Raw genomic sequence first — 24,593 nt, 5'->3', positions numbered from 1 at the left:
GAGTGCTGTCGCTGTAGCCACCTCACATCCCCTACCTCGCAGTAACAGGCGCGCTATCGTGGCGGGGTTTTCGGCCAGTCTGGTGGGCATCGGTCTGGCGCGGTTTGCCTATACGCCCCTGTTACCCGCAATCATTGACGCGGGGTGGTTCGAGACCTCGAACGCGACTTATCTGGGCGCGGCCAATCTTGCGGGCTATCTGATCGGCGCATTGTCCGCTGGCTGGATCGTCAAGAAATCTTCAACAGCATCGGCCCTCAGATCAATGATGTTATTGGCCAGCATTGCCTTCTTCGCCTGTGCGTTTCCGCTGTCTTACCTGTGGTTCTTCGTCTGGCGTCTGTTTTCGGGCATCGCCGGTGGCGCGTTGATGGTGCTTGCGGCCCCGGCTGTGCTGGCGCAGGTGCCCGCCTCGAAAAGAGGCATGGCGGGCGGGATCATTTTCATGGGCGTAGGGGTTGGCGTAGCGGCTTCGGGGACGCTGGTACCGCTGCTACTGCAATTGGGTTTGCGCCAGACCTGGATAGGCCTGGGACTGATCTCGCTGTTGTTCACCGCAATTGCCTGGGGCGGATGGCCGGGCCAGGTTAAAACCCAGGGCAATGCCACCGGACGTAAACGCCAACCTGCCAACATCAGGCTGCGAGCGTTGTACATCGAATATGCGCTCAATGCCGTGGGTTGGGTGCCGCACATGATTTTTCTGGTCGCGTTCGTGGCCCGGGGCATGGGCCAGGGAGTGGACGTCGGGTCCCAGTACTGGGTGCTTTTCGGTATCGGCGCAACCCTCGGACCATTGCTCGCCGGCGTTCTGGCCGACAAGGTCGGCTTTGGCCCAGCCCTGCGCCTGTCGCTCATTCTCGATGCCGTCAGTGTGTCCATCCCGGCGCTGGGCGTCAGCACACCATGGCTCATGGCGTCCAGTGTCGTGGTGGGCGCGTTCGTGACAGGCACTGTTCCCCTGGTGCTGGGCCGTGTGCATGAGTTGCTCGCCCATCACCCCGCTCAACAAGGCAGCGCCTGGCGTACGGCGACTGTCGGCTTTGCGCTGACTCAAGCCGTGGGCGCTTACGGTTTGTCGTATCTGTTCTCCAGCAGCGATTCCAACTACGCGATGTTATTCCTGATTGGTGCCGGCGCAATCGCTCTGGCGTTACTGGTCAACCTTGTCGCCACGGTCCTCAAAACGCGCTGACCGGGCATCCTTTCGAACCTTACGCCACCCTGACACCTGCGGTTTGAACGCCGCTTTCCCTGTGCACGCTCTGGAGAAAGATCGCCAGCGCACTGGACAGATGACTGTCGGTGCGTCGTACAAAAACGGTTTCGACGTGAGAGAACGGAGCAGGAACTTCGTGAACGCAGATCAAGCCCGATTGCCGTGCATCTGCCACCACCCCCCTGGGTAAGAGAGTCACGCCGACGCCAGCGCTGACACAGGCGATGATGGCATCTATAGAGCCGAATTCCAGCGGCTCTAGCGCCACCAGGCCCAAGCTTGCAAGAAAGGAATCAAGCCTCAGGCGATAGGAACACCCCGCCCGAAATACCACCGTTTTCAAATTCAGGATCGCGCAGACTGCCTCCAGCGTCCGGACGGCAGGAGAGGTCACCAACACCAGCTCTTCGTGGAAGACGGTTTCGATCTGAAGTTCGGGATGACTGACCGGACCCGCAGCGAAGGCGCCTTCGAGCTTACCGTCGATGACATCACGAATCAGGCTGCTGGTTGTCCCGGTGCGAACGACTGGACGGACCTCGGGATACGCCTTGGCGAAGCGCGCGATCAGCAGTGGCAGGCGCAGCGCCAGGGTCGTTTCCAGCGTGCCGATCTCCATTGTGCCGCTTGGCGTGCCGTCGTCACGCGCAGCGGCGGCTGCATCGGCAAGCAGTCTGGACAGACGGGCTGCGTATGGCAGCATTCGCCGTCCGGCCGGGGTCAGTTGAACGCCTCTGGCACTGCGCTGGAATAACGCAACCCCCAGCCCGGCCTCCAATGCCCGAATTCTCGATGAGACGTTGGACTGCACGGTATTAAGCTCGGCGGCGGCCTTGTTCATACTGCCGTGCCGGGCGACGGCTTCAACCACTTTGAGATCGATAACGTCCACTGCGAACCTGCCCTTTGCGTTGTTGTGCTGAACGGTAACCCCAGCCTGCACCAGACCTGGCCATTGCACCACCTGCGTGAAGCGTAATCCGCAAAAAACCCACTGTCCGGTTTATCGGGCAGCGGGTCTGAGCTGTTATCAAACAGGGTCATCCTGTATTCATGGATGCTTGCGGTTTGTCATCAGTGGCCGGCACTCTGGCCGCCGTCGACGTGCAAGATTTCGCCAGTGACAAAGTTGGCGCTATCCAGATACAGCACCGCCCCGACGATATCTTCCACCTCGCCCATGTGACCTACCGGGTGCAGGCTACCCAGTGCAGCATGGGTTTCTTCATCGTGCATCGGGGTCTTGATGATGCCGGGGGACACCGCATTGACGCGAATGCCGCGCTTGGCGTACTCGATCGCCAGGGATCGAGTGGCGGCATTCATCCCGCCCTTGGTCAACGATGCCAGCACCGACGGTACGCCATCGATGGCGTGGTCCACCAGAGTGGTGGTGATGCTGACCACATGGCCGCCACCCCCTTGCTTTTCCATCTGAGCAATAGCCACCTGCGACATATGGAAGAAGCTGCCCATGTTGGTGGCCACGGTGCTTACGTATTCTTCGCGGGTATAAGCGGTGAACGGTTTGGCCAGAAAGATCCCGGCGTTGTTCACCAGGGTATCGATGCGACCGAAACGCGCCACGCCTTCGCGGATGATTTTTTCGGCCGTGGCCGGGTCTGCAATGTCCCCGGCAACAGTCAGAATGTCCGGATCGCTGGACGGCTTGATCGAGCGGGAAGTGGCGACCACTTGATAGCCCAGTTTACGGAAACCTTCGACGATGCCAGCGCCCAGCCCTTGCGAGGCGCCAGTGACCACAACGACTTTTTTTGAATGGCTCATGATAATTCCTCGATGATGATTGAATTCGTTTTCAACGCGTAAGTTGAGTCGTCAGGCGGGCGCGGACTCTCGCGCCATTTGCCTGAGGACTTGTTCGTATTCCTTGACTGACTGCGATCCGGACACCATCTGACGACCGTTCAACAACATGGCCGGCACCGAGCTGATCCCGCGTTCAAGGTAGAAACCCTCCTGCTCCCGGACTTGCGTGGCGAACTCGTCGGTGGCCAGTACTTGTCGGGCACGATCAGTCGAAAGTCCTGCATCACCGGCCAGTCGCACCAGGGTTTCGTGGTCGCTGGGGTTCTGGCCGTCGGTGAAATACGCCTTGAGCAGGATGCTCTTCAACGCGATCTGACGACCTTGTGTTATCGCCCAGAACAGCAGCCGGTGAGCGTCGAAGGTGTTGTAGAAATGGCTGCGTTTTTCCAGGTCGAACGCGAAGCCGATGGCCTTGCCACGGGCGATTACCATTTCGTTGCGCGAGGCGACTTCCTCGGCGCTGCGGCCGTATTTGCGCACCATGTGTTTGACTGCGTGTTCACCCTCGGCCGGCATGTCCGGGTTGAGTTCGAAGGGTTTGAACGTCAGTTCCACGGCAACTTCGCCCGCAACATTGACCATGGCCTGTTGCAACGCCGTCGCGCCAAGTGCACACCAGGGGCACACGACATCCGACACGAAGTCGACTCTGACCGACGGCCTCATGACTTGGGCTCCGCCAGACCCTGGCGATACTCGGTGGTGGTTATTCCAGCGTAGCCCCAGTTATCGGTATCCACTTCCTCGATCACGACATGCGTCAGGTGCGGATCCTTCTTGAGCACGGTCTCCATGGTTCTGGTGATTTCAGCGATGACCTGAGCTTTCTGTTCTTTGGTGACGCCGTCGCGGGTGATCCGTACGCTGATGAAAGGCATGGGAAAGTCTCCAGTTTGCTCCCCATCGGCATGATGAGGCGGCAAGTGGAAGGAACTGTAGAACGTTGCCCTGAATGAATAAATGCGGCGCCGGGTACATCATTTGTGACGCCGTGTAATCAATCGGATCGATCCCCTTTCTGTCGGGCCATGCCCTCCGGTTCGGCACCCTCCTCCATTCGTTTCGGGCCAGATCAGATCCCGGCGCTGTGTATCGCAGTGTATACAAGCGCCCATTGATACATCCCTCCGCACTCCAGATTGAATCACGACACAGACGAGATACACGTAGGCGGTTAACTGCATCTACGCGACTTGTACTGCCCGTTCATACAAGACAAACAGACAAAACATCGTCTTGGCAGCGGGCAGAAAAGTTTGAACGTCAATTCACTCGTAGTTGTTCAGGAGATGTAGATGAAAAGCAAAAAAGCTTTCTTTGCAGCCAGCCTCGCCCTGTCGTTAAGCGCTCTCGCCGCAGGCGCCCACGCCGATGACCAGAAGCCTACTGAAAAATGTTTCGGTGTGGCCCTGGCTGGGCAGAACGACTGTTCGGCAGGCGCTGGGACCTCTTGCGCGGCGACCTCCAAGGTCGACTACCAGGGCAATGCCTGGATCATCGTCGACAAGGGCACCTGCACGCAGATCAAAACCCCTAAAGGCTTTGGTTCATTGCAGGAACTGCCGTGATCCGCACCGGGCACCCCGAATGGCTGAGACGCGCGCTGCCGAACGCTTTGCTGCTCCTGGTGGCTCGCGTCGGCATTGCGTCGGTGTTCTTCCTCTCGGGGCGAACCAAAGTGGAAGGCCTGCTGACACTCAAGCGCACCACCTACGTGTTGTTTCGTGAGGAGTACGCGCTGCCGTTGATCAACCCCGAGTTGGCCGCGCACCTGGCGACATACGCCGAGCACCTGTTTCCGGTGCTGCTTGTACTTGGCTTGTTCACCCGGCCAGCAGCGATTGCGCTGCTTGGCATGACCGCCGTCATCGAGATTTTCGTTTATCCCGACGCCTGGTCAACGCACTTGAGCTGGGCCGGACTGTTGCTGCCGCTGGTGGCTTACGGGGGTGGGAACTGGTCGCTTGATCAGCTGCTGAGCCGCAAACCCTCGGCGTCATCGAACAGCCACCGCTGATCGATACCGGAACACCATCACATCAGGCCCGCAGGCCTCTGGAGAAACACAATGCGTATCCTGTCATCCCTGGCCATTTCCATGGCCCTTGCAACACCGCTGTTCGCCTCGGCCGTCGAGCCTGCTGCACCGGCAGGCGCGAAAAATATCGTCATCGTCCACGGCGCGTTCGTCGATGGTTCGGGCTGGCGTGTCGTGCACGACATCCTGATTCACAAGGGCTACCACGTGAGCGTCGTGCAGCAGCCCCATACGTCCCTGGACGCTGACGTTGCCGCCACCCGTGAAATCCTCGATCAACAGATCGGTCCTGTGGTGCTGGTCGGACACAGCTCCGGCGGTGCGGTGATCTCGATTGCCGGTGTGCGAGACAAGGTGAAATCGCTGGTGTACGTCGCCGGTCTGCAACCGGAAGTGGGCGAAAGCCTGAGCCAGTTGCTGGGCTCGATGCCGGCGCCAAGCGATGACGTGAAGGCCACCCGGGACGGTCATCTGTTCTTTGATCGCGCCAGGTTCAACGCCGACTTCGCGGCCGACATGACCACCAATCGCACTGACTTCATGGCCGCGTCCCAGGTGCCGGTGAACCTTGCCTCGTTCAACACCCAGATATGGGCAGCAGCCTGGCACGACAAACCGACCTACGGGATTGTCGCCAGTGACGACCGCGCATTGAGCCCCGACCTGCAGCGCTGGATGTACCAGCGTGCCGGCTCGAAAGTGACCGAAATCAAGGCCAGCCACTCGGTTTACATCTCGCAGCCTGAGGCGGTGGCGAAGGTCATCGAAGAAGCAGCACTGGCTGCCAGGTAATTGCTGATTTCCTACCACCGTTCAACCCCTACCCCATCGGAGAAACACCATGACCTGCACTATGAAATCCCGTGTGAGCCTCGCTGCCGCCGCGGCCATGATCGCTTTGTCTTCTGCCTCTTTCGCCGTGTCAGCCAGTGCTGACGAGAAAGAACAGCCAGGCCGCTGCTACGGCGTCAACAGCTGCAAAGGCACAGGCCTGTGCGCCACCGCCAAAAGTGACTGCAAAGGTCTCAACAGCTGCAAGGGACAGGGCGTGATCGTCAAGACCAAGACTGAGTGTCTGAAGGCCGGCGGCACCCTGACAGAACCTAAATAACCCCACCATGTACCTCCCCACAGCAGGTCCTGGTCTGATTGACCGGGCCTGCTGCCTGCTTCGTTTCTTGCCAATTGGACGGAGATTACAATGCCAACATCCAATTCCTCTTTCTCAGGCTACGGGCTTGGCCTGCGCAAGGAGCACTACCGCGACTTCCTGGAGACGACCGTGCCGGTGGATTTCGTCGAAGTCATCTCCGAGAATTTCATGGTCGAAGGCGGCCAGCCTCGGCATATCCTTCGACAGATCCGCGAGCGTCACCCGGTGGCCCTGCATGGGGTGTCGATGTCCATTGGCTCGGCGGACGGCCTTGATCCGGCTTACCTGGGCCGTCTGAAATCGCTGGCCGATGAAATCCAGCCCCTGTTCGTCTCGGACCACCTGAGCTGGTCCCGCATCGACGGCTTCAACTCCCATGATCTATTGCCCGTGCCGTATACGCGGGAAGCGTTGGATACCGTCTGCGCCAACATTCAGCGGGCTCAAGACGCACTGGGCCGACCCATGTTGTTCGAGAACCCTTCCAGCTATCTGGCGTTCAATGGCGCATCCATGAGCGAGTGGGAGTTCATCGCGGCCATGACACGGCGTACCGGCTGCGGCCTGATTCTGGACGTCAACAATGTGTTCGTCAGCGCCAGCAATCATGGCTTCGACGCCCTGGCGTTTCTCGACGGTATCCCCGCCGACCGGGTGCGGCAGATTCACCTGGCCGGGCACAGCCAGGGCGCGGAACTGTTGATCGACACCCATGACAGCCCGGTCTGTGCAGACGTCTGGGCGCTCTATGCCAAGGCCATTTCTCTCACGGGCCCGGTGGCGACCATGATCGAACGTGACGCTGATATTCCGCCGCTGTCCGACTTGCTCGAAGAGCTGTGCAGAGCCCGTCGACTGGGAACAACCGAGACTCAAGACCGCGAACGGATGACGTCATGACATTGATGGAATTACAGCGTGATTTCCGCACCTGGCTGACCACGGCCTCGGACGACTCCGCCGCACGCCTGAGCGGTGGCGCGATGGCCGGACTGGACATTTATCAGAACAACTACCGTGCGCAGTTGGTGAGTTGTCTTGAAAACGCCTTCCCCAATGTGCGGAAGTGGACCGGCGACGAGATTTTCCACAACGCCGTCATCAGCCATATCGACAGCCATCCACCGCATGCCTGGACGCTGGATGCATACCCCGACGGATTTCACCAAACACTGGCGGCGCTGTTCCCGAACAATCCTGACCTTCAGGAGTTGGCGTGGATCGAGTGGTCGCTGTCCGAAGCGTTTGTGGCCGCCGATGCTGAACCTGTCGCACTCGATGCGCTGCCAACCGTTGACTGGGACACCGCACACCTGATCCTGACGCCATCCCTCAGAACCCGCGTCATGACCACCAACGCTGAAAGCCTCTGGTCAGAGCTTTGGGAGCAAAATCCGGTACCGGAGGGTGCAATGCTCGGTGTTCCGAGCGGGCTGATCATCTGGCGCCGCGGGTTCACTTCGCGGCTCAAGTCTGTGAATGCTCTGGAGGTGGAGGCACTGTCGCAAGTTGAACGGCATGGCAGCTTCAACACCCTGTGCGAATGGCTGGTCGAACGCCTTGGCGAAACCGAGGGACTGACGACCGCAGGCGAACTGCTCGCCAACTGGCTTGGCAGTGAAATGATCACCGGCGTTGGCGACGTTTGAATCCTTTTGGATAGACCATTTCCGCGGTTCTACAGTGCTCGGAAACCCACGTCGTCCTGAGCGCGGAATGCAGACCGGACGCTCCGCGTCTCTTGACGCGGAGCGTCGTCCAGAGCGCTACCACTCAGAGCGTGAGAGCGATCATCACAGGTCTGTTGCCCGGCGCAGTTACGCTAGGCGCGAGCAACCGCGCTCAGTCTGAGTTCCGCGCAGAGCCCGCCGCCGTCGCGATTGCTGAGGGTGAGCGAGCCGCCGTTGGCCAGCGCCAGTTGCTGCGCGATGGCCAGTCCAAGCCCGGTGCCGCCGGTGTCGCGGTTGCGTGAGCTTTCTATCCGATAGAACGGTTCCATGACGTGCGCCAACTCGGATTCGGCAATGCCCGGCCCGCGGTCCAGTACCTTGATCGACAGTTGCCCGGCCATAGACGGCTCCACCGCAATTTCCGCTGCCCCGGCAAAGTTCAGGGCGTTGTCCACCAGATTGACCAGCACCCGGCGCAGCGCATGGGGACGGGTTTCGATGACTGCCGCATTCTTGCCGATGAGTTCCACCTGTTTGCCCATGTCCTGATAGTCGAACACCAGGCTGTCAAGAAACGAATCCAGATCAATGCGGTGGCTGGGCTCCGTTGCGCCGTGCACGCTGCGTGCATACGCCACGCCTTCGCGTACGAGGTGTTCCATTTCATTCAGATCATTCCAGAGTTTGTCTTTTTCTGCAGAGTCGGTCATGAACTCGGCGCGCAACTTCATACGGGTAATCGGCGTCTGCAAATCGTGGGAAATGGCCCCCAGGATTTGCATCCGCTCTTTGAGATAAATAGCGATCCGGGCCTGCATCGAATTGAAGGCCGCGGCCGCGAAAGCAACTTCCGTCGGGCCGCTTTCATCCAGAGGCGCGGTATGGACGTTCGGGTCGAGGGTTTCTGCCGCCCGGGCCAGCCGTGTCAACGGGCGGATGGCCATTTTCACCGCCACGGCCGTGCAGCCGATCAATAAACCCAGTTGCAGCAACAGCACCACAGGCAACCACAGGGCATAGGGAATGGCGGAAGGGAATACATCGATCACGACTGGCGTGCCGTCGGCCAGCTTCAAATGACCCTGAAAATGCTTTTTCGGGCCTGGGACATCGACGTATTTCACGCTGTAATCCTGGCCGATGGCCTCGTCGATGGAGCGTGCAGCGACGGGCATGTTCCTTGAGTCGAGGGGCACGCCGGCCTCCCCTTCGCGCAATAGGTAGCGATAGTTGCGACGTTCGAGACGAGGCAACCAGGATTGCCTTTCAGCCAGCGGTAACCGGTCGAGGATGGCAATCGAAGTCGCAACGTCGCTTTCCAGGTTGCCCAGCATGGTCGACTTGGCACTCTCGTAACGCTCATAAAACTGCAGGCTGAACGACAGCCCGTAAGCGAGTACCAGACTCACCAGAAATATCAGTGACAGCCGCGATGCCAGGGTGCGTGGCCAGCGCAGGGCGAGATTCACGGTTGCGCATCCAGAATTTCGACGGGGTAGGAAAACACGTAGCCCTCGCTGCGCATCGTCTTGATATAGGAAGGCTCGCGGGCGTCATCCAGCAAGCGTTGACGCAGGCGGCTGACCAGCAAATCGATGGACCTGTCGAACAGATCGGCGTCGCGACCTTGAGTGAGGTTGAGCAGTTGATCGCGGTTGAGCACCCGTTGCGGATGGTCCAGGAACACCCTTAACAGTCTGTACTCCGCGCCACTAAGAGTGACAACGGTGCCGTCCTGATCCAGCAGGTGGCGGGCTGAGGTATCCAGTTTCCAACGCCCGAAACCGAGCAGGCGACCGGTTTCGGTGACTACCAGGTTAGGCGGCAGCATTCGCGTGCGTCGGAGCACGGCATTGATGCGCGCCAACAACTCACGGGCGGAAAAAGGCTTGGTCAGGTAATCGTCGGCGCCCATTTCCAGGCCAATGATGCGATCGGTTTCATCGTCGCGGGCAGTGAGCATCAGGATCGGCGTGGCCTTGTGTTTGCCCACTCGCAACTCACGACACAGCAGCAGTCCATCGTCTCCCGGCATCATGATGTCTAGCACGATCAGATCCACGGGGGTGGTTTCAAGGAATGCCCGCATCTGGCGTCCGTCGGCAATCACGGTGGTGCGCATGCCGTTCTTCTTGAGGTAGTTGCCTACCAGTTCTCTGATCTCGCGATCATCGTCCACGATCAGAATATGGTCGACGTGTTCCATGGGCTGAGCCTCGGCAAGAATGTCTGCGGCCATTCTAAGGGGGCATTTGGCGCTTGCCTCCAGGCCTTTGTATTGCAGTGTATCCAAAGGGCTATGGATACATCTGTACGCAAAATATAGCGCCCGTGTATCGGTGTGTATCCAGCCCCTGCTCAGATACTTGCGGATTTAAGCGCGGCCGCTTTCGACACATGGGAGATACCTTGGGGGCATTCAATGGGGCTATCGAATGTTCCAGCCCTTTGCTGGACACCGAGTCCGAAGAGATGAATCACGTGCTTCGAGCACCACTCTGAACAGGTAATCTTTCATGTTGCTCATCGCGTTTCTGGGCGGGATCCTGACGGTCCTTAGCCCCTGTATCCTTCCGGTCGTGCCGTTCCTGTTCGTCCGAGCCTATCGCTCACGCGGGTCAATGTTCCTGACACTAGGCGGTATGGTGCTGACGTTTGCCTTGACCTCCAGCCTGGCAGTGGTCAGTAGCCGGTGGGTGGCGCAGGCCAACAGCACCGGCCGCTATCTGGCCCTGATCGTCATGGTGCTGTTTGCCCTGTCGCTTTTGTCTACCCGGGTCGGAACCTGGCTGGCGCGGCCGCTGGTGGTGCTGGGAAACCGGATCGATCCAGCTGGGCAGCGGTTGTCCGGCCCACTGGCTTCAGTAATGGCGGGCGTGGCCACCGGTTTGCTCTGGGCGCCTTGTGCCGGGCCGATACTGGGCGTGATTCTGTCCAGCGCGATGCTTCAGGGCGCCAATGCCGGTACCAGCCTGTTGCTGCTGGCTTACGGGCTGGGTACGGCGCTATCGCTGAGTACGCTGATCTTCGCCGGTCGCGGCCTGGTCAATCGCCTGCGGCCGACCATTCGCATCACTGCCTGGTTAAGGCGCGCCACGGGTCTGGTTGTGCTGCTGGCCGCCGTGGCGATTTCCACCGGTGCCAGCAACTCGCTACTCGCCGGCACGTCGTCGCAAACCAGCGCCGCCGTCGAGCACAGTCTTCTCAAAGCCATTCCCGAGGCGGTTGATTATGTGGTCAGCAAAGTCAGCGCCGAACCCGAGACCGATGCAAAACAGGGCCAGATGCCCTCGCTGTCAGGCGCTGTCGAATGGCTGAACTCGCCTCCCCTGACCGCCGAATCCCTGCGCGGCAAAGTAGTGTTGGTGGATTTCTGGACGTATGACTGCATCAACTGCCAGCACACGCTGCCGTACGTAAATGGCTGGGCCAAGAAATACGAAAAAGAAGGACTGGTCGTGATCGGCGTACACACCCCGGAGTATGGCTTCGAGAAGATCGTCGGCAACGTCCGTGAACAGGTCAGAAAACTGGATATCCGTTACCCGGTGGCGATCGACAACAACTACGCCATCTGGCGCGCATTCGACAACCAGTACTGGCCGGCCCACTACTTTATCGATGCCAAAGGTGAGATTCGCTACAGCCATTTCGGCGAAGGTCGTTACGACACTCAGGAAAAAGTGATCCAGAAGCTGCTCGAAGAAGCCCGGACCGGTGCCGGCGCGGCCGCTGCGCTGTAGGTCGCAGAACGACCAAGGGACGAACCCCGTTTCTTTGGAGTATGCTCGTCATCCTAACGAGGCAGCGTGCTTCTTTTCTCAACTCTGCTCATGTTTATTGAAAGGAACCCACCATGGAACTCAACGGCAAAACCGTCTTGATCACCGGCGGAAATAGCGGCATTGGCCTGGCTACCGCGCGCTTGATGCTTGCAAAAGGGGCGCGCGTTGCTATCACCGGGCGCGACCAGGCAAAACTCGATGGGGCGGTGGCCGAACTGGGCGGCGAGGTGCTGGGGATTCAGGCCGATGTGAACGATTTGTCAGGCATTGAGGCGGTCGTCAAAGCCATAAGAGAAAGATTCGAGACCCTGGACGTCGTATTTGCCAACGCTGGCATTTCCGGGCCGACCCCATTGGGCAACACCACTCTGGAGGCGTTCGAAGCGATAGTGCGCACCAACCTGACGTCGGTGTTTTTTACCGTGCAGGGTGTGCTTCCTCTGCTCAGGGAAGGCAGTTCGGTGATTCTCAACGGCTCGGTGATGCGCGAATTGGGCTCGCCCGGTTCCGCAGCCTACTCGGCCACCAAAGGTGCGATCACCTCCATGGCAAAAGTGTTCGCCTCGGAATTGGCGCCCAAGGGCATCCGCGTCAACACCGTTATCCCCGGCGCCACTCGCACGCCGATCTGGAGCCGCGGGGCACGCGCTGGCAGCACGGTCGACGCTATCGAAAAAGCCATGTCGCCGCGTATCCCCATGGGGCGCTTTGCCGAATCCGAAGAGTTGGCCCAGGCCGTTACATTCCTGGCGTCCGATGCGTCGTCGGGCATGACCGGGGCTGAAATAGTCGTTGACGGCGGATCTACCGGCGCGCCGTGGGGCATTCCGCTGTTTCGAGGGTGATTGCCCTGGGTCCGCCCCTGTCGCGGGGAACGATAGCGGCGGACCTGTTTCCTGAAATCAACTGCTCGCCAGTGCGTGTTCGAGATCGGTATGCTCTCGGACACTCCGCCAGATACGCAGTGTGATTGATATGAAACGCCATTTTGATGACCTGCAGCTTGGAAGCATCGAGCTTTTCTGTCTCGCTTCGGAAACCGGCAGTTTTACCGCAGCAGCACAGGTGGCGGGTGTCACGCCCGCCGCAGTCAGCCGGTCGATTTTTCGTCTTGAGGAACGTCTGGGTTCTCGATTATTCGTGAGAACCACGCGCAGCATCCGCATGACTGAGCCGGGTCGCGCTTTCTACGAGCAGTGTCGACAGGCACTGACTCAACTGGTGGAGGCGCAGCAAGAGGTCATGGGCGCTCAATCCAAGCCTTCCGGGCGTCTTCGAATCAGTCTTCCGACCACCTATGGACATCACCGGATCCTGCCCCTTCTGCCCAGGTTTCGAGAGCTATACCCCGATGTCACCGTCGATATTCACTTGGGAAACCGGAATATCGATTTCGTGGCCGAAGGCTACGATCTGGCGATCAGGGTCCGGGCCCAGCCAGACTCCAACCTGATCGCCCGCCTGCTTGAAGACGCAAAACTGGTGGTGGTTGCGACTGCCGATTATCTGGCCAAGGCGGGTACGCCAACCACACTAGAGGACCTGAGCGCTCACGAGTGCATTCAGTTCGAACTGCCCAGCAGCGGCCGACGCATCTCCTGGCTATTCGACGTAGAAGGTAAACAGCGAGAGATCTTCGCTGAGGGCGGGTATTGCTGTTCCGATGATGTGCTCGGAGGCGTGACGTTGGCCAAACACAGTGCCGGCCTTTTCCAGACGTACAAATTCATTGTTGAAAAGGAGCTGGCCGATGGCAGTCTGCTGGAGGTCCTACAGCCCTACAGTGGTCGCTCGCGGCCCTACACCCTTCTATATCCCCATGGCCGCTACGTTCCTCAGCGGGTCCGGGCTTTTGTCGATTTCCTGCTGCAGTACCGGCCCCTTTGGGCCGCGACCTGAAGCAAGGGGCAGGATTTGCGCTGGCCGCTGATCGTACCGTCAGACAGCGACCATTTCTGTCAACTGCGAGGGCCGTTAGAGGAAAATCAGCAAGCAAGCACCACAGACCACGACACCGACCAGGAAGGTCGCGAAGGTAAAGCCCAGCACTCGCTGGACGCCAACCCCGGCCATCGCCACCACAGGTGCCGCCCAGAATGGCTGCAACATGTTCGACACCTGGTCGCCCATCGCAACTGCCATGGTGGTGCCCGGTAGAGAAGCGTGCAGCGTAACGGCAGCGGGAATCACGGACGGTCCCTGCACGGCCCAATGGCCGCCACCGCTGGGGATCAGAAACGTCACCAGCAGTGAGCAGATACGAGTAGTCGACCTTCAATGCGAGGCAGAGCCTGCGCCATTGCAAGATAACGCTGACATGCCGGATTATTAATGCTCGATCTTCCGTATTAGTTGCTCCATCGTCCGATTATGCAAAATGATCCCCTTTCAGAGTTCCTGCTTTTCGTGAATGCACGATCCGTCATGTCCGGAGGGCTGGTGGCGGGAGGTGCGTGGGCGATAGCCATTCCAGCGCCGCACACGATCAAGTTCTAGGGTGTAGCTCGCGGCACCTGCTGGCTCTCGTTCGATGACGAAGCGACACCCGTTTTGCTGGAAGAAGGTGATGTGTTTCTCTCTTCAAGCCTGGCTCGCTCGTCATCGCCAGCGACCTTTGCGCGCCCCGAGTGGACCTCAGCGATGTGGTCAAGGATCGCGTGGGGGCCACGGTGCAGCATGGGTGCGGTGATGACTGCTACGTGATTGTTGCGGGTGTTGAGCTGAACACCGACTACGATCAATTGTTTCCGGACGCTATCCCGGCAACCATTCACGTGCGAGGCGCGTCGCGCCAGGCGCAAAAACTTTCCTGGCTGATGGACCAACTCGTACAAGAGCGCGAAGACGATCCACCGGGCTCTGGAGTGGCCTCAGCGCAGCTTGCCCACCTGATGTTCATACAGACCCTGCGCGCACATTTTGATACCGAAGCCCCTTTGGACGCAGGTTGGCTAAGAGCCGTGATCGACAAACGCATCGCGCCGGCTCTTCGTTTGATGCACGGCGATCCCGGCCACCCTTGGCAGCTCGAAGAGTTGGCTAAGGAAGCAGCCATGTCGCGTGCGACGTTCGCATTGCACTTTAAAACCGTCGCTGGGATCGCCCCCATGACCTACCTGACGCACTGGCGCATGCGACTCGCAGAGCGAGCACTGCGCGAGACGCGTACCTCTATCGGGGAGATTGGGCGGTTTTTTGGCTACACATCTGAGAGTGCATTCAGCAGCGCCTTCAAGCGCGTCACAGGTCGGTCCTCTGCATTTTCGGCGAATCATGACGCAATGACCAGTTCCAAAAATTTGCATCGCGCTTGTGAGCAGCTGATTGGCGTATCGCGCCGACTGCTTTGGGTCAGAAGCTGCCTATGACGACCGTCCGCTATCGGCCAGAAGCGGTCACTCGCTGACTACCCTAGTTACAACAATTTTCGGTACACGACAAAACCGGATTTCTCAGCAACCTTATCGTACAGTCGCATGGCTGATGTATTCGCCTCATGTGTTTGCCAATACACCCTTCCTATTTGATGGCTGTTTGCATAGGCATACACCTGCTCGATCAGCAAGCGAGCGACGCCTCTGCCTCGGCCGCTTTCCAGAGTAAAAACGTCCTGCAAATAGCAATTCGGATGTAGCTGGATGGTGCTGCGATGGAAAAGACAATGTGCCAATCCAACAAGCTGGCCTGCCTGTTCGGCAACAAAAGCATGCATCGGTTCGTAAGGGTCAAAAAAGCGCGACCAGGTGGTACGGGTGATTTCCTCTGGTAGCGCTGTGTCTCCAAAGCGTCCGTAAAATTCGTTGTATCTATTCCACAGTGCTCTCCATGTCTCGAAATCAGCAGGATCAGGCTTGCGAATTACAATCTGGTCATCACCAACGTTACACGCTTGCATAACAGCTCCATATTTACGCTCCCAGCGTTCAGCAAAGTCTACCTGCTTGGGGTTAAGCAGGGATATCTGAGGCCGCTTTGGGTCGGTAGCAGTCGGTGCACTTTCTCGTATTAGATTTCACACATAACAGGCAGAAATCCCAGTACGTCAATCCGTCCAAACCGTTCGGCGGCCTCGTTGATGGATGCCTTGGCCTGTGCTTGGTCGCTGATGTCCAGTTGGACGAGGGCCAGCTTGTCGATCGCATCCGCACATGCGGCACGAAGCTTTTCCATGTTTCTGGCGGTCGCGACCACTTGATGGCCTGCGGTAAGTGCAGCTTGTGCCACACCTTGACCGATACCGCTGTTCGCGCCAGTGACAATAAAGCTGCAACTCGGTGCTGGACCGCTATTGCGCGGTGAAACCACCGTCCACGCAAATCCCAGTGCCAATGACAAAGCTGGATGCTGGGCTGCACAGCCACAACACGGCGGCAGCTAACTCATCCGGCTCACCGAGGCGTTCGATGGGCTGAGCTTTTACGATCTCTTCCATGGCCTCAGGTTTGCTGTTCTTCAATTTGGTCAGCATGGGAGTATCAAAAACGCCGGGGCATACCGCGTTGATGCGGATGCCCCTGGAGGCGTATTCAACCCCAGCGCTTTTGGTTAGTCCCAGCACGCCATGCTTAGTGGCATGGTAGGCCGCACGACCGGGTAGCCCGACAAGTCCACCAAGGGACGAGCAGTTGACGATGACGCCACTGCCCTGAGCCTCCATCTGCAATAGCTCATGCTTCATGCATGCCCAGACACCGCGCAGGTTGATGTTATTGACGGCATCGAACGCCTCACCACTGGTTGCAGTGAAGTCTTCATGGGGGCCATCAACCCCAGCGTTGTTAAACGCCATGTCCAGGCGCCCGAATGCAGCAACGGTTTCTCGGATCAGATTGGCAACCTGAGCCTCGTCAGCTACGTCACAGGTGATTGCGTGCACGCGGTGACCTGCGGCGGAAAGTTGCGCGGTAGCGGCGTTTAATTTGTCTGCATCCTGGGAGGACAGCACGACAGTTGCACCGGATTCGGCGAAGGCTTGAGCGGTTGCGAAACCGAGCCCCGAGCTTGCACCGGTAACGAGTGCCACTTGTCCACGGAAGTCGTAAATAGGGTTCATGAGAATCACTCATCTTTAATTAGGGCCATGACGAACATTTAGATGAGTCGCGCGTAACACGGCTCTGTCCTTAATGGGTAAGCAGAATTCAACCAAACTCTTTGGAAAGGCGATCCTTCAGGCGCTGCATGTCCTGCTCCACCCTGGCAGCGCTGATAACGTCGTAGCTCGCAAACACAAGGCAAGACTTGCGTCCCACAAAGTGTGTAGTTGGCTGTATTTGCTGCAAAGACTTCGTCAACCGAATGGTGTCAATACGATCTCTACGACGCGCTGTGAGGACAACTGTGACGCCTTCAGCCACCAGAAGCCTGGCGGCAGCTTCCCTGATACTGCTCGCCGCACCGGTGACGACGGCCACTTTTCCATTCAGATTTTGCATTTGCATGAGTCGATAACTCCCTGCAAACAGTGGAAATCAGTCTTCGCAGCTGTCGAGATACTTTTTGGACATGCGTGCGCCCTGTACCTGGATACTCGCCAACGCAGTTCTGATCTGCTGCAAGTCATTCGAATCCAGGGACACATCCACCGCGCCATTGTTTTCCTGCAAATGCGCAAGCTTTGTCGTGCCCGGGATTGGGACAATCCATGGCTTCTGAGCCATCAACCATGCCAGCGCGATTTGCACAGGGGTTGCGTTCTTGCGCGCAGCGATGCCATTGAGCAAGTCTAGGAATGGTTGGTTAGCACGCATCGCGTCAGGAGTAAAACGCGGGAATTCAGCGCGCAGGTCTGAGCCATCGGTTACGAAGGTTGAAGCGGGAGTGATCTTACCGGTGAGGTAGCCCATGCCGACCGGGCTCCATGGCACAAAGCCGATACCCAGCTCTTCACAGACCGGAATCACATCGGCCTCGCGATCACGAGTCCAGAGGGAATACTCGCTTTGCAGCGCAGCAACAGGATGCACCGCGTGAGCGCGGCGCAAGTTATCGACGTTGGCTTCGGACAGGCCGTAGTGCTTGATCTTGCCTTCCTGAATCAGGTCCTTGAGCGCACCGGCAGTGTCCTCAATCGGCGTATTGGGATCGACACGATGCTGATAAAACAAATCGATTACATCGGTGCGCAGACGCGTCAGGCACTGCTCGACGACTTTCTTGATGTGCTCTGGACGGCTGTTGAGGTTTGGATAATTGTCCAGATCAAAACCGAACTTCGAGGCGAGCGTTATCTTGTCCCGAAAAGGGGCCAAGGCCTCACCGACCAGTTCTTCGTTTGCACGCAGACCATAAACTTCTGCGGTATCAAAGAAGGTGACGCCCGACTCATAGGCTGTGCGGATCACTTTGATCGCCGCGTTTTTTTCAGTCGGGCCGCCGTATCCGCCGCTCAGGCTCATGCAACCAAAGCCGATTTCCGAAACGATCAAGCCGCTGTTACCAAGTTCACGCTGTTTCATGGTGATTCTCCAGATTGAATGAGTTCAAGACATCTCCGGCGCTGAGCGCAGCAGATGAGGAATGGAACAAATCGAGTTGGTCAGGCTGACCAGTTCTGCAACCAGTAGGCATAAGGCACAGGAAGCACGGACTGGGGAGCTTCGACGCCTAGCTCGCGAGCGGCGTGGTAGGTCCAGTGAGGGTTGGCAAGCAGGGTTCGGGCAAACATCACCAGATCCAGCCGCCCCTCACGGATGAATGCGTCGGCTTGTTTGGGATCGGTGATCATCCAGCTGGTCGCCACCAGCAGGTCGGTCTCATGGCGGACACGCTCCGCGTAAGGGACCATGAAGTTGGGGCCCCATGGCGCCTGCTCGCCTGGAGTGGAACCGGCCAACCCAACGTCCACCAGATCCAGGCCAGCAGCCTTGGCCCATTGCAGCACTTGCAGGGATTCGGCAAAAGACTGTTCTGCGCCGTCATCGAACTCGACAACGCCCAGGCGCATCGTCAGTGGCAGGTCATGCGGCCATACCTCACGAACCGCAGCTAGCGTTTCGAGGATGAACCGAGCACGATTTTCCAGCGAGCCGCCATAATGGTCAGTGCGGTTATTGGCGTGGCGAGAAAGGAAACTTTGTCCCAGAAAACCATGGGCAAAATGAAGCTCAATCCACTCGAATCCAGCCTCCAGAGCACGGGAGGCGGCATCCACGAAGTCCTGTTGGGTTGCCAGAATGTCCGGCTGGGTCATCTCCCTGGGCACATAGGATGAGTCGGCCACGTAGGGTATTGCGCTAGGCCCCACAGGTTCCCACGCACGAGGATCAGTGCGTTCGAGTGGCAAACCTCCCTCCCAAGGCGGAGTACATCCAGCCTTGCGGCCTGCGTGGCCAATCTGGATTCCAGGCACAGCCCCCGCAGCTTTGATCGACGAAACTACCTGAGCAAAACCGGGGATATGCTCGTCGCTCCACAGACCTGCATCTCCTGGGGTAATGCGCCCTTCGGGCGTTACAGCAGTCGCCTCGACAACAACAAGGCCAACACCGCCCCGAGCCAACATGGCGTAATGCGCCTGATGCCACTCATTCAACATGCCGTCCTGTGCTTGGTACTGACACATTGGCGACGCCACGATACGGTTACGTAGCGTGACGCCCTTGACGAGGATGGGTTCGAAAAGAGAGGGCATGCGAGGTGCTCCTGAAAGTGATGTCCCAATGTAGTGGGATCGCCCTCAGGGTATTTGCCGGATCCATCGCCATTGTTGCCTAAAACGAGCTTTTGCCATGAACGGCCCAGTCGGCTTATCAACGTGCGCGGTGCTGTTGGCGACGAAAAGGAAGACGGCGGCGAGACGCGACGATACTTACGCTTGCTTGTATCAACGAATGGCTGAAAAGTCTCGCGCTGCTGCGAGAGACCAGACTCGCAAATGACTCAAGGCCTAACCGCGCCGACAGGATCTCGGCGCGGTAGTAACCCATCAAACGCTGATCGTTGGGACGCCATCCATGAGCTTTTCAAGACTGATCGGCAGATCGCGTACTCGTTTGCCGGTGGCGTGATAGACAGCATTCGCCACCGCAGCCGCAAGCCCTGTCACACCGATTTCACCCACCCCCCGAGCACCAAACTCGTTGAGGTTGTAGTCCGGGTAATCGAGCAGGATCACATCGATATCTGGCTGATCAGCGTGCACCGGCACCATGTACTCGGCGTAGTTGTTGTTCACGGGCATGGCATTGCGCTCGTCGTAATCGGCAGATTCGAAAAGCGCCATTCCGATGGCCATCACAATGGCGCCTTCGACCTGGTTACGCGCGGTCTTGGCGTTGATGATCTTGCCCACATCGATGGCACTCACCACTCGCGATACCCGCAGCCGGGAAATGCCCTGATCCCAACGCACTTCGACGAAATGCGCGCCGAAGCTACTGAACGCATGTTTGGCGGTATCCGCCATTCCGGTGTGAGCGTCACCCTCCGCGCTGGCAATCTTCAAGCGATTGAGGACGTCTGCGAATCCAAGGCTTGTAGCCCCATCTTCCAAGCGGCCATTGCTCACTTTGATTGCATCAGCCTTGCTGGTGGCAAAACCGCCGTCAGCAGATGCTGCGAAGCTCTTGAGTTGGGTCAAAGCCGCCCGCGTGGCTTCGGCGACGGCAGGCAGTACGCTTGCAGTAATCCACGAACCACCGGAAACGGGGGCTGGCGGATAGGATGAGTTGCCCAGTTCGACTTCGATCCTGTCCAGCGCCAGCCCAGTGATGTCGCTGACGCATTGCGCGATCACCGTGTAGGTCCCTGTGCCAATATCCTGGGCCCCGCAATACACCACGGCACGGCCATCGGATTTCAGTGATACGCGTGCCTGGGCCGGAGTGCGGAAGGCATCCCAGTTGCACTGAGCCATACCGTATCCAATCACTTCATGGCCATCGCGCATGCTGCCTATTCCAGGCGTGCGCTTAGCCCAGCCAAAACGCTCGGCGCCTTGGGCAAGCGCTTCGCGCAAGTGATTACCAGACCAAGGCAGTTTTTCCTGCTCGTTGTGTTCAGCCCAATTCAATTGGCGGAATGCGAGCGGGTCCATCCGGCACTTTTCGGCCAGCTCATCAATGGCTGACTCCAAAGCAAACAAACCCGGTGCAGCACCCGGCGCACGCATCGAGGTGGGCGCCCCTCGATTGACCTGCACAGTGCCATGGGTGGTCTCCACGTTGGCGCAGGAATAGAGGCTGGCACTCATGGAGCCACAGTTTTCGACATATTGGTCGCCGAACCCGGTGGTGTTGAGTGATTCATGGCGAAGGGACACCAATTTGCCTTTGGCATCAGCTGCCAGACGCATCCGTTGCTGCGTTTCCGGACGGTGCCCTACAGTCGTGAACATTTGTGCGCGGGGGACAACCAGCTGTACCGGTCGACCCACTACTTTGGCGGCTGCGCAGGCGGCGACCGAATGCGGCCAGATCCAGAGCTTCCCGCCAAAGCCGGAGCCAATGAACGGTGCCCTGACTTCTACGCGCTCGGTCGGCAAGCCAAAAACCTGGGCCAACGTATTGCGATGAACGACGACTGATTGAGTGGCTTCGTACACCACCAGCTTGCCGTTCTCCCAGAGCGCGACTGTCGCGTGCATCTCCATCGGGTTGTGCGTTTCAACCGGAGTGGTGTAAGTCGCATCCACAGTCTGCACGGCATCATCGAAAGCTGCGGCAGGATTACCCCGCTTATGCCCCTGACCACCGTCAGCGGGTGCACCTTGCTTCAAACCCTGTTTCAGATTGGCGAATGAAGCACCACCGGCATAACCGACCTTCACCTTGTAAGCGGCTTCGCGCGCATGCTCGAATGTGTCAGCAATCACAAGAGCGACGAACTGACCGGCGTAACGAATGACTTCGTCTTCGAACGGCAGCCGCTTCTCATCTGTCCGCGACCCCGTCAGCACACCGGCCAGGGAGAACGGCACAGGTGAGGTGTGGAAAGCTTGGGGAAAGTTGCCGTGATGCAGAATCTCGATCACGCCTGTCGAGCGGCGCGCGGCTTCGATATCCAGCGACTTGATCGAACCACTCGCGATGGTGCTGTAGACGCCGTAGGCGAAGACCATGTCGTTGGGATGCTGGTCGGCGGCATATTGCGCACGGCCAGTGACTTTCAAGCGCCCGTCGATGCGACGTGGGGAGGCGCCCATGATTGACTCGCTCATGCGAACGCTCCTGTGCCCAGTGTCGAGAGATTACGCACGATGGCCTGCTGTCCCAGCGGGATCTTGTACGCGTTGTGCGCATAAGGTTTCGCACCTTGCAGCGCTATGGCGGCGGCCTTGGCGAAGTTCTCCGCAGTAGCCGTCGCTCCACGCAATGCACGCTCGGCTTCAAGCGCACGCCAGGGCTTGGTCCCCACGCCGCCCATTGCAATACGGGCTTCGCGGATGACTTGGCCGTCCATCACCAGGATCACGGCACTGGACGCCAGAGCGAACTGGTATGACGCGCGATCACGCAGCTTCAGATAGGCGGATTTATTGTTCGGCAAAGGCGCGTTGAGCGTGACATGGGTGATCAATTCATTGGGCTCAAGCGCATGCTCTTTCCAGGGCGTGGTGCCTGGCAGCAAATGGAAGTCCAGGAAGTCGATTTCACGCTTGCCAGCCGGTCCTTGCACTTGGACGGTAGCGCCAATCACCGCCATGGCTACGCACATGTCAGACGGGTGGGTAGCGATGCATTGATCGCTGGTTCCCAACACTGCATGCACGCTGCGGTTGTGACCACCAATGGCCGCGCAGCCTGAACCTGGTACTCGTTTGTTGCAGGCCGAAACACCGTCACGGAAATAGTTACAGCGCACTCGCTGCATGACATTGCCGCCAGTGGTCGCCTTGTTACGCAGTTGGGTGGTTGCGCCTGATAAAAGCGCTTGGGAAAGGACTGCATAATCGCGTTTGATACGCGGATGATGTGCCAGCTCAGTGTTCGTGACCATGGCGCCAATACGGGTTCGGCCATCGCTCAAGGTCTCGATCTGATCAAGACCCAGGGTATGCACATCAATCACCCGGTCAGGCTGCATGACGTCGATCTTGACCAAGTCCAACAGGGTCGTCCCTCCCGCGAGAAAAGCCGTCGCTTCGGTACGGGCGTGAGCGGCGATGGCCTGTTCGGGGCTGGTGGCGCGGGTATATTCCAAGGCTCTCATCAGCTGGCTCCTTGCACTTTGCTACGGGCATCCTGCACGGCGGCCAGGATGTTTTTGTAGGCACCACAGCGGCAGATATTGCCACTCATGGCTTCACGCACACTGGCATCGTCGGCGCCGATATTCGGATCCTTGATAATGGCCGCAGCGGTCATCATCTGGCCCGACGTGCAGTACCCGCACTGGAACGCATCGTGAGCCCAGAACGCTTCCTGAATGGGGTGCAGTTGGCCGTTGTGTTCCAAGCCTTCGATGGTGGTGATCTCGTCACCCTGGTGCATTGCCGCCAAGGAAAGACAGCTGTTCACTGGCTGACCGTTGATATGCAATGTACAAGCGCCGCACTGCCCGTGATCGCAGCCCTTTTTGGTGCCGGTCAACTTCAAGCGATCTCGCAAGACGTCCAGGAGTATTGCGTTACCGGGGACATTGAGCGTATGGGGCTGCCCGTTAACCTTCAAAGTGATCCGCTGCTCCCCTTTGGCCAGCGGCTTTTCGCTGTCATCGATTGGGGTGGCCAGTTGTGCGGCCTGGGCCCATACGGGCGCTGTTGCAGCAGCCATACCAGAGATGCCAATAGTGCGCAGGAAGTTGCGACGCGAGGGGGTGGCTAATTCCTTGAACAATTGGCCGGGGCTATCTGGGTCGGGGCTATTTTTTTCGGTCGGTTCGGTCATTGTGAGGGTCCTCATTGGCTTTTATGGTTTAGGTCACGGTGCTGACATCCATATGGCGGTTATCCAGGGAGATGCCCTTGGCCGGTTCCGCCTGTTTTTAGCTGCCAACGTGCAATGGTCAGTGACCAGTCATGGCCGTCAGATCATTGCTTTACTGGAAACGCATTCGTTTGATGTCACGTTGTGGTGGCTCCCCGAAGAGGCGGCTGTATTCACGGCTGAATTGGGATGAGCTTTCATATCCCACCAGCCCCCCGGCACTGCTGGCATCAACGTTTTCGCTGAGCATCAGATGCCGGGCGGCTTGAAGGCGCAGTTGTTTCTGGTACTGCAACGGGCTCATGCCTGTCACTGCGCGAAAGTGCTGGCGAAATGTGGAGGGACTCATGTGCGCCGTTGCAGCCAGATCATCCATGCGCAACGTTTGACAGAAATTGAGCTTAAGCCAGGCAACGGATTTGGCGATGTGCTGACTCGGGGAGCCAGCGCTTAGCACATGCAGCATTTGCGGGCCGTGTGCGCCACTGAGCAACCTGATTACGATCTCTTCTTTGATCAGCGGAGCAACCGTGCTGATCAGTTCGGGCTCGTCGAGCAGAGCAACCAGGCGTTCGAGAGCATCCAGTACACCCGCCTCAAGATCATTTACGGTCAGGGGACGGAACCCGCCATCCTTGATGCGCTGCGACAATTGAAGCCGTTCGGCAATTTGCACGACAGTCGTGCTATCAAAAGTAAGCATCATGCCGAGAAAGGGCTGGGAAGCACTGGCTTCGATCACATTGGATATAACGGGTAAGTCAACGCTGGTGACCATGGATTGGCCGGGGGAATAAGTCATCACCTCGCCCCCGACGACGACCTGCTTACGCCCTTGAAGCGTTAGCCCGATACCCAAGCCGTAGATGCAGTGCAATGGCACGGTCAGCTTGTGGCGTCGGTGCAGACTCAAACCCGAAATGGCGGTATCCATGTCTCCGTCACTGCGCAGCACCAGGCCAACCGCGCTAGCGAGTCGATGGGTATTATTGACGGATGAATGATTGGAAGCGCTCGGCATGAGCTTCTCT

27 protein-coding genes are annotated in these 24,593 nt (G+C 58.5%); 10 read left to right on the top strand and 17 right to left on the bottom strand.

Features of this window, described 5'->3' with window-relative positions; translation table 11 throughout:
- Window positions 1-58: 58 nt before the first annotated feature.
- Window positions 59-1,195 carry a YbfB/YjiJ family MFS transporter gene (locus ACI2KS_RS11610; protein WP_404620204.1) on the top strand — a complete coding sequence of 379 codons (1,137 nt, stop codon included), beginning with the start codon at window positions 59-61 and terminating at the stop codon, window positions 1,193-1,195.
- Between the two features lie 19 nt (window positions 1,196-1,214).
- Here ACI2KS_RS11610 and ACI2KS_RS11605 read toward each other — a convergent pair whose 3' ends face one another.
- From ACI2KS_RS11605 to ACI2KS_RS11590, 4 genes are all read right to left on the bottom strand, one after another.
- On the bottom strand, window positions 1,215-2,111 hold the full coding sequence (locus ACI2KS_RS11605) for a LysR family transcriptional regulator (RefSeq protein ID WP_404620202.1): 897 nt from the start codon (window positions 2,109-2,111) through the stop codon (window positions 1,215-1,217).
- 182 nt (window positions 2,112-2,293) lie between these two features.
- The gene (locus ACI2KS_RS11600; protein ID WP_404620200.1) at window positions 2,294-3,007 is read right to left on the bottom strand and encodes an SDR family NAD(P)-dependent oxidoreductase; all 714 of its coding nucleotides are present in this window, start codon (window positions 3,005-3,007) and stop codon (window positions 2,294-2,296) included.
- Window positions 3,008-3,058: 51 nt separating this feature from the next.
- The gene (locus ACI2KS_RS11595; RefSeq protein ID WP_404620198.1) at window positions 3,059-3,715 is read right to left on the bottom strand and encodes a DsbA family oxidoreductase; all 657 of its coding nucleotides are present in this window, start codon (window positions 3,713-3,715) and stop codon (window positions 3,059-3,061) included.
- On the bottom strand, window positions 3,712-3,927 hold the full coding sequence (locus ACI2KS_RS11590; protein WP_404620196.1) for a 4-oxalocrotonate tautomerase family protein: 216 nt from the start codon (window positions 3,925-3,927) through the stop codon (window positions 3,712-3,714). The genes ACI2KS_RS11595 and ACI2KS_RS11590 overlap by 4 nt, the downstream gene beginning before the upstream one ends.
- Window positions 3,928-4,344: 417 nt before the next feature.
- Here ACI2KS_RS11590 and ACI2KS_RS11585 point away from each other — a divergent pair, with 417 nt between their 5' ends.
- The 5 genes from ACI2KS_RS11585 (at window position 4,345) to ACI2KS_RS11565 (ending at window position 7,889) form a co-directional block, all read left to right on the top strand.
- Complete coding sequence (locus tag ACI2KS_RS11585) at window positions 4,345-4,617, top strand: DUF2282 domain-containing protein (protein WP_404620194.1); 273 nt, start codon at window positions 4,345-4,347, stop codon at window positions 4,615-4,617.
- A complete protein-coding gene (locus ACI2KS_RS11580) occupies window positions 4,614-5,066 on the top strand; it encodes a DoxX family protein (RefSeq protein WP_404620192.1) in 453 nt (150 codons plus the stop codon). Before ACI2KS_RS11585 ends, ACI2KS_RS11580 begins: the two co-directional genes overlap by 4 nt.
- A gap of 51 nt (window positions 5,067-5,117) precedes the next feature.
- Window positions 5,118-5,879, top strand: coding sequence for an alpha/beta fold hydrolase (locus ACI2KS_RS11575; RefSeq protein WP_404620190.1), 762 nt, complete (start codon window positions 5,118-5,120; stop codon window positions 5,877-5,879).
- A 409-nt stretch (window positions 5,880-6,288) separates the two neighbouring features.
- On the top strand, window positions 6,289-7,140 hold the full coding sequence (locus ACI2KS_RS11570; RefSeq protein WP_404620188.1) for a DUF692 domain-containing protein: 852 nt from the start codon (window positions 6,289-6,291) through the stop codon (window positions 7,138-7,140).
- The gene (locus ACI2KS_RS11565) at window positions 7,137-7,889 is read left to right on the top strand and encodes a putative DNA-binding domain-containing protein (RefSeq protein WP_404620186.1); all 753 of its coding nucleotides are present in this window, start codon (window positions 7,137-7,139) and stop codon (window positions 7,887-7,889) included. Before ACI2KS_RS11570 ends, ACI2KS_RS11565 begins: the two co-directional genes overlap by 4 nt.
- A gap of 173 nt (window positions 7,890-8,062) precedes the next feature.
- On the opposite strand, the gene ACI2KS_RS11560 is transcribed toward ACI2KS_RS11565, so the two are convergent.
- The gene (locus ACI2KS_RS11560; protein ID WP_404620184.1) at window positions 8,063-9,379 is read right to left on the bottom strand and encodes an ATP-binding protein; all 1,317 of its coding nucleotides are present in this window, start codon (window positions 9,377-9,379) and stop codon (window positions 8,063-8,065) included.
- Window positions 9,376-10,116 (bottom strand): response regulator, encoded by a 741-nt coding sequence (locus ACI2KS_RS11555; RefSeq protein ID WP_404620182.1) that lies wholly within the window; start codon window positions 10,114-10,116, stop codon window positions 9,376-9,378. The genes ACI2KS_RS11560 and ACI2KS_RS11555 overlap by 4 nt, the downstream gene beginning before the upstream one ends.
- A gap of 310 nt (window positions 10,117-10,426) precedes the next feature.
- On the opposite strand from ACI2KS_RS11555, the gene ACI2KS_RS11550 reads away from it, so the two are divergent.
- The 3 genes from ACI2KS_RS11550 (at window position 10,427) to ACI2KS_RS11540 (ending at window position 13,594) form a co-directional block, all read left to right on the top strand.
- Window positions 10,427-11,653, top strand: a complete 1,227-nt coding sequence (locus tag ACI2KS_RS11550) for a cytochrome c biogenesis protein DipZ (protein ID WP_404620180.1) — start codon at window positions 10,427-10,429, stop codon at window positions 11,651-11,653.
- Window positions 11,654-11,766: 113 nt separating this feature from the next.
- On the top strand, window positions 11,767-12,540 hold the full coding sequence (locus ACI2KS_RS11545; protein WP_404620179.1) for an SDR family NAD(P)-dependent oxidoreductase: 774 nt from the start codon (window positions 11,767-11,769) through the stop codon (window positions 12,538-12,540).
- A 130-nt stretch (window positions 12,541-12,670) separates the two neighbouring features.
- Window positions 12,671-13,594 (top strand): LysR substrate-binding domain-containing protein, encoded by a 924-nt coding sequence (locus ACI2KS_RS11540; protein ID WP_404620712.1) that lies wholly within the window; start codon window positions 12,671-12,673, stop codon window positions 13,592-13,594.
- A gap of 75 nt (window positions 13,595-13,669) precedes the next feature.
- Here the strand turns inward: ACI2KS_RS11540 and ACI2KS_RS11535 are convergent, their stop codons facing one another.
- A complete protein-coding gene (locus tag ACI2KS_RS11535; RefSeq protein WP_404620177.1) occupies window positions 13,670-13,939 on the bottom strand; it encodes a TIGR00366 family protein in 270 nt (89 codons plus the stop codon).
- Between the two features lie 383 nt (window positions 13,940-14,322).
- Here ACI2KS_RS11535 and ACI2KS_RS11530 point away from each other — a divergent pair, with 383 nt between their 5' ends.
- Window positions 14,323-15,063: an AraC family transcriptional regulator gene (locus ACI2KS_RS11530; RefSeq protein WP_404620175.1), complete on the top strand. Its 741-nt coding sequence runs from the start codon at window positions 14,323-14,325 to the stop codon at window positions 15,061-15,063.
- Between the two features lie 47 nt (window positions 15,064-15,110).
- Here the strand turns inward: ACI2KS_RS11530 and ACI2KS_RS11525 are convergent, their stop codons facing one another.
- The 10 genes from ACI2KS_RS11525 to ACI2KS_RS11480 all read right to left on the bottom strand — a co-directional run bounded on the left by ACI2KS_RS11525 (window position 15,111) and on the right by ACI2KS_RS11480 (window position 24,583).
- Entirely contained in the window at window positions 15,111-15,590 is a 480-nt protein-coding gene (locus ACI2KS_RS11525; protein WP_404620173.1) for a GNAT family N-acetyltransferase, read from the bottom strand.
- Between the two features lie 110 nt (window positions 15,591-15,700).
- Complete coding sequence (locus ACI2KS_RS11520) at window positions 15,701-16,000, bottom strand: SDR family NAD(P)-dependent oxidoreductase (RefSeq protein WP_404620710.1); 300 nt, start codon at window positions 15,998-16,000, stop codon at window positions 15,701-15,703.
- A complete protein-coding gene (locus ACI2KS_RS11515; protein WP_404620171.1) occupies window positions 15,981-16,748 on the bottom strand; it encodes an SDR family NAD(P)-dependent oxidoreductase in 768 nt (255 codons plus the stop codon). The genes ACI2KS_RS11520 and ACI2KS_RS11515 overlap by 20 nt, the downstream gene beginning before the upstream one ends.
- An 88-nt stretch (window positions 16,749-16,836) precedes the next feature.
- Window positions 16,837-17,136, bottom strand: a complete 300-nt coding sequence (locus ACI2KS_RS11510) for an SDR family NAD(P)-dependent oxidoreductase (RefSeq protein ID WP_404620169.1) — start codon at window positions 17,134-17,136, stop codon at window positions 16,837-16,839.
- Window positions 17,137-17,166: 30 nt separating this feature from the next.
- Window positions 17,167-18,153: an aldo/keto reductase gene (locus ACI2KS_RS11505; RefSeq protein WP_404620167.1), complete on the bottom strand. Its 987-nt coding sequence runs from the start codon at window positions 18,151-18,153 to the stop codon at window positions 17,167-17,169.
- Window positions 18,154-18,233: 80 nt separating this feature from the next.
- Entirely contained in the window at window positions 18,234-19,328 is a 1,095-nt protein-coding gene (locus ACI2KS_RS11500) for an NADH:flavin oxidoreductase/NADH oxidase (protein ID WP_404620165.1), read from the bottom strand.
- A 294-nt stretch (window positions 19,329-19,622) separates the two neighbouring features.
- Window positions 19,623-21,854: a xanthine dehydrogenase family protein molybdopterin-binding subunit gene (locus tag ACI2KS_RS11495; protein WP_404620163.1), complete on the bottom strand. Its 2,232-nt coding sequence runs from the start codon at window positions 21,852-21,854 to the stop codon at window positions 19,623-19,625.
- Window positions 21,851-22,846, bottom strand: a complete 996-nt coding sequence (locus tag ACI2KS_RS11490; RefSeq protein WP_404620161.1) for an FAD binding domain-containing protein — start codon at window positions 22,844-22,846, stop codon at window positions 21,851-21,853. Before ACI2KS_RS11490 ends, ACI2KS_RS11495 begins: the two co-directional genes overlap by 4 nt.
- Window positions 22,846-23,523 (bottom strand): (2Fe-2S)-binding protein, encoded by a 678-nt coding sequence (locus ACI2KS_RS11485; protein ID WP_404620159.1) that lies wholly within the window; start codon window positions 23,521-23,523, stop codon window positions 22,846-22,848. Before ACI2KS_RS11485 ends, ACI2KS_RS11490 begins: the two co-directional genes overlap by 1 nt.
- Window positions 23,524-23,674: 151 nt before the next feature.
- Window positions 23,675-24,583, bottom strand: a complete 909-nt coding sequence (locus ACI2KS_RS11480; RefSeq protein ID WP_404620157.1) for an AraC family transcriptional regulator — start codon at window positions 24,581-24,583, stop codon at window positions 23,675-23,677.
- Between the last annotated feature and the right edge of the window lie 10 nt (window positions 24,584-24,593).

The sequence above is a fragment of the Pseudomonas sp. NPDC087358 genome (genome assembly GCF_044900785.1).
Classification (GTDB): domain Bacteria; phylum Pseudomonadota; class Gammaproteobacteria; order Pseudomonadales; family Pseudomonadaceae; genus Aquipseudomonas.
Note: the sequence above shows the minus strand (reverse complement) of the source record. Positions and strands in the feature narration are given on the sequence as shown.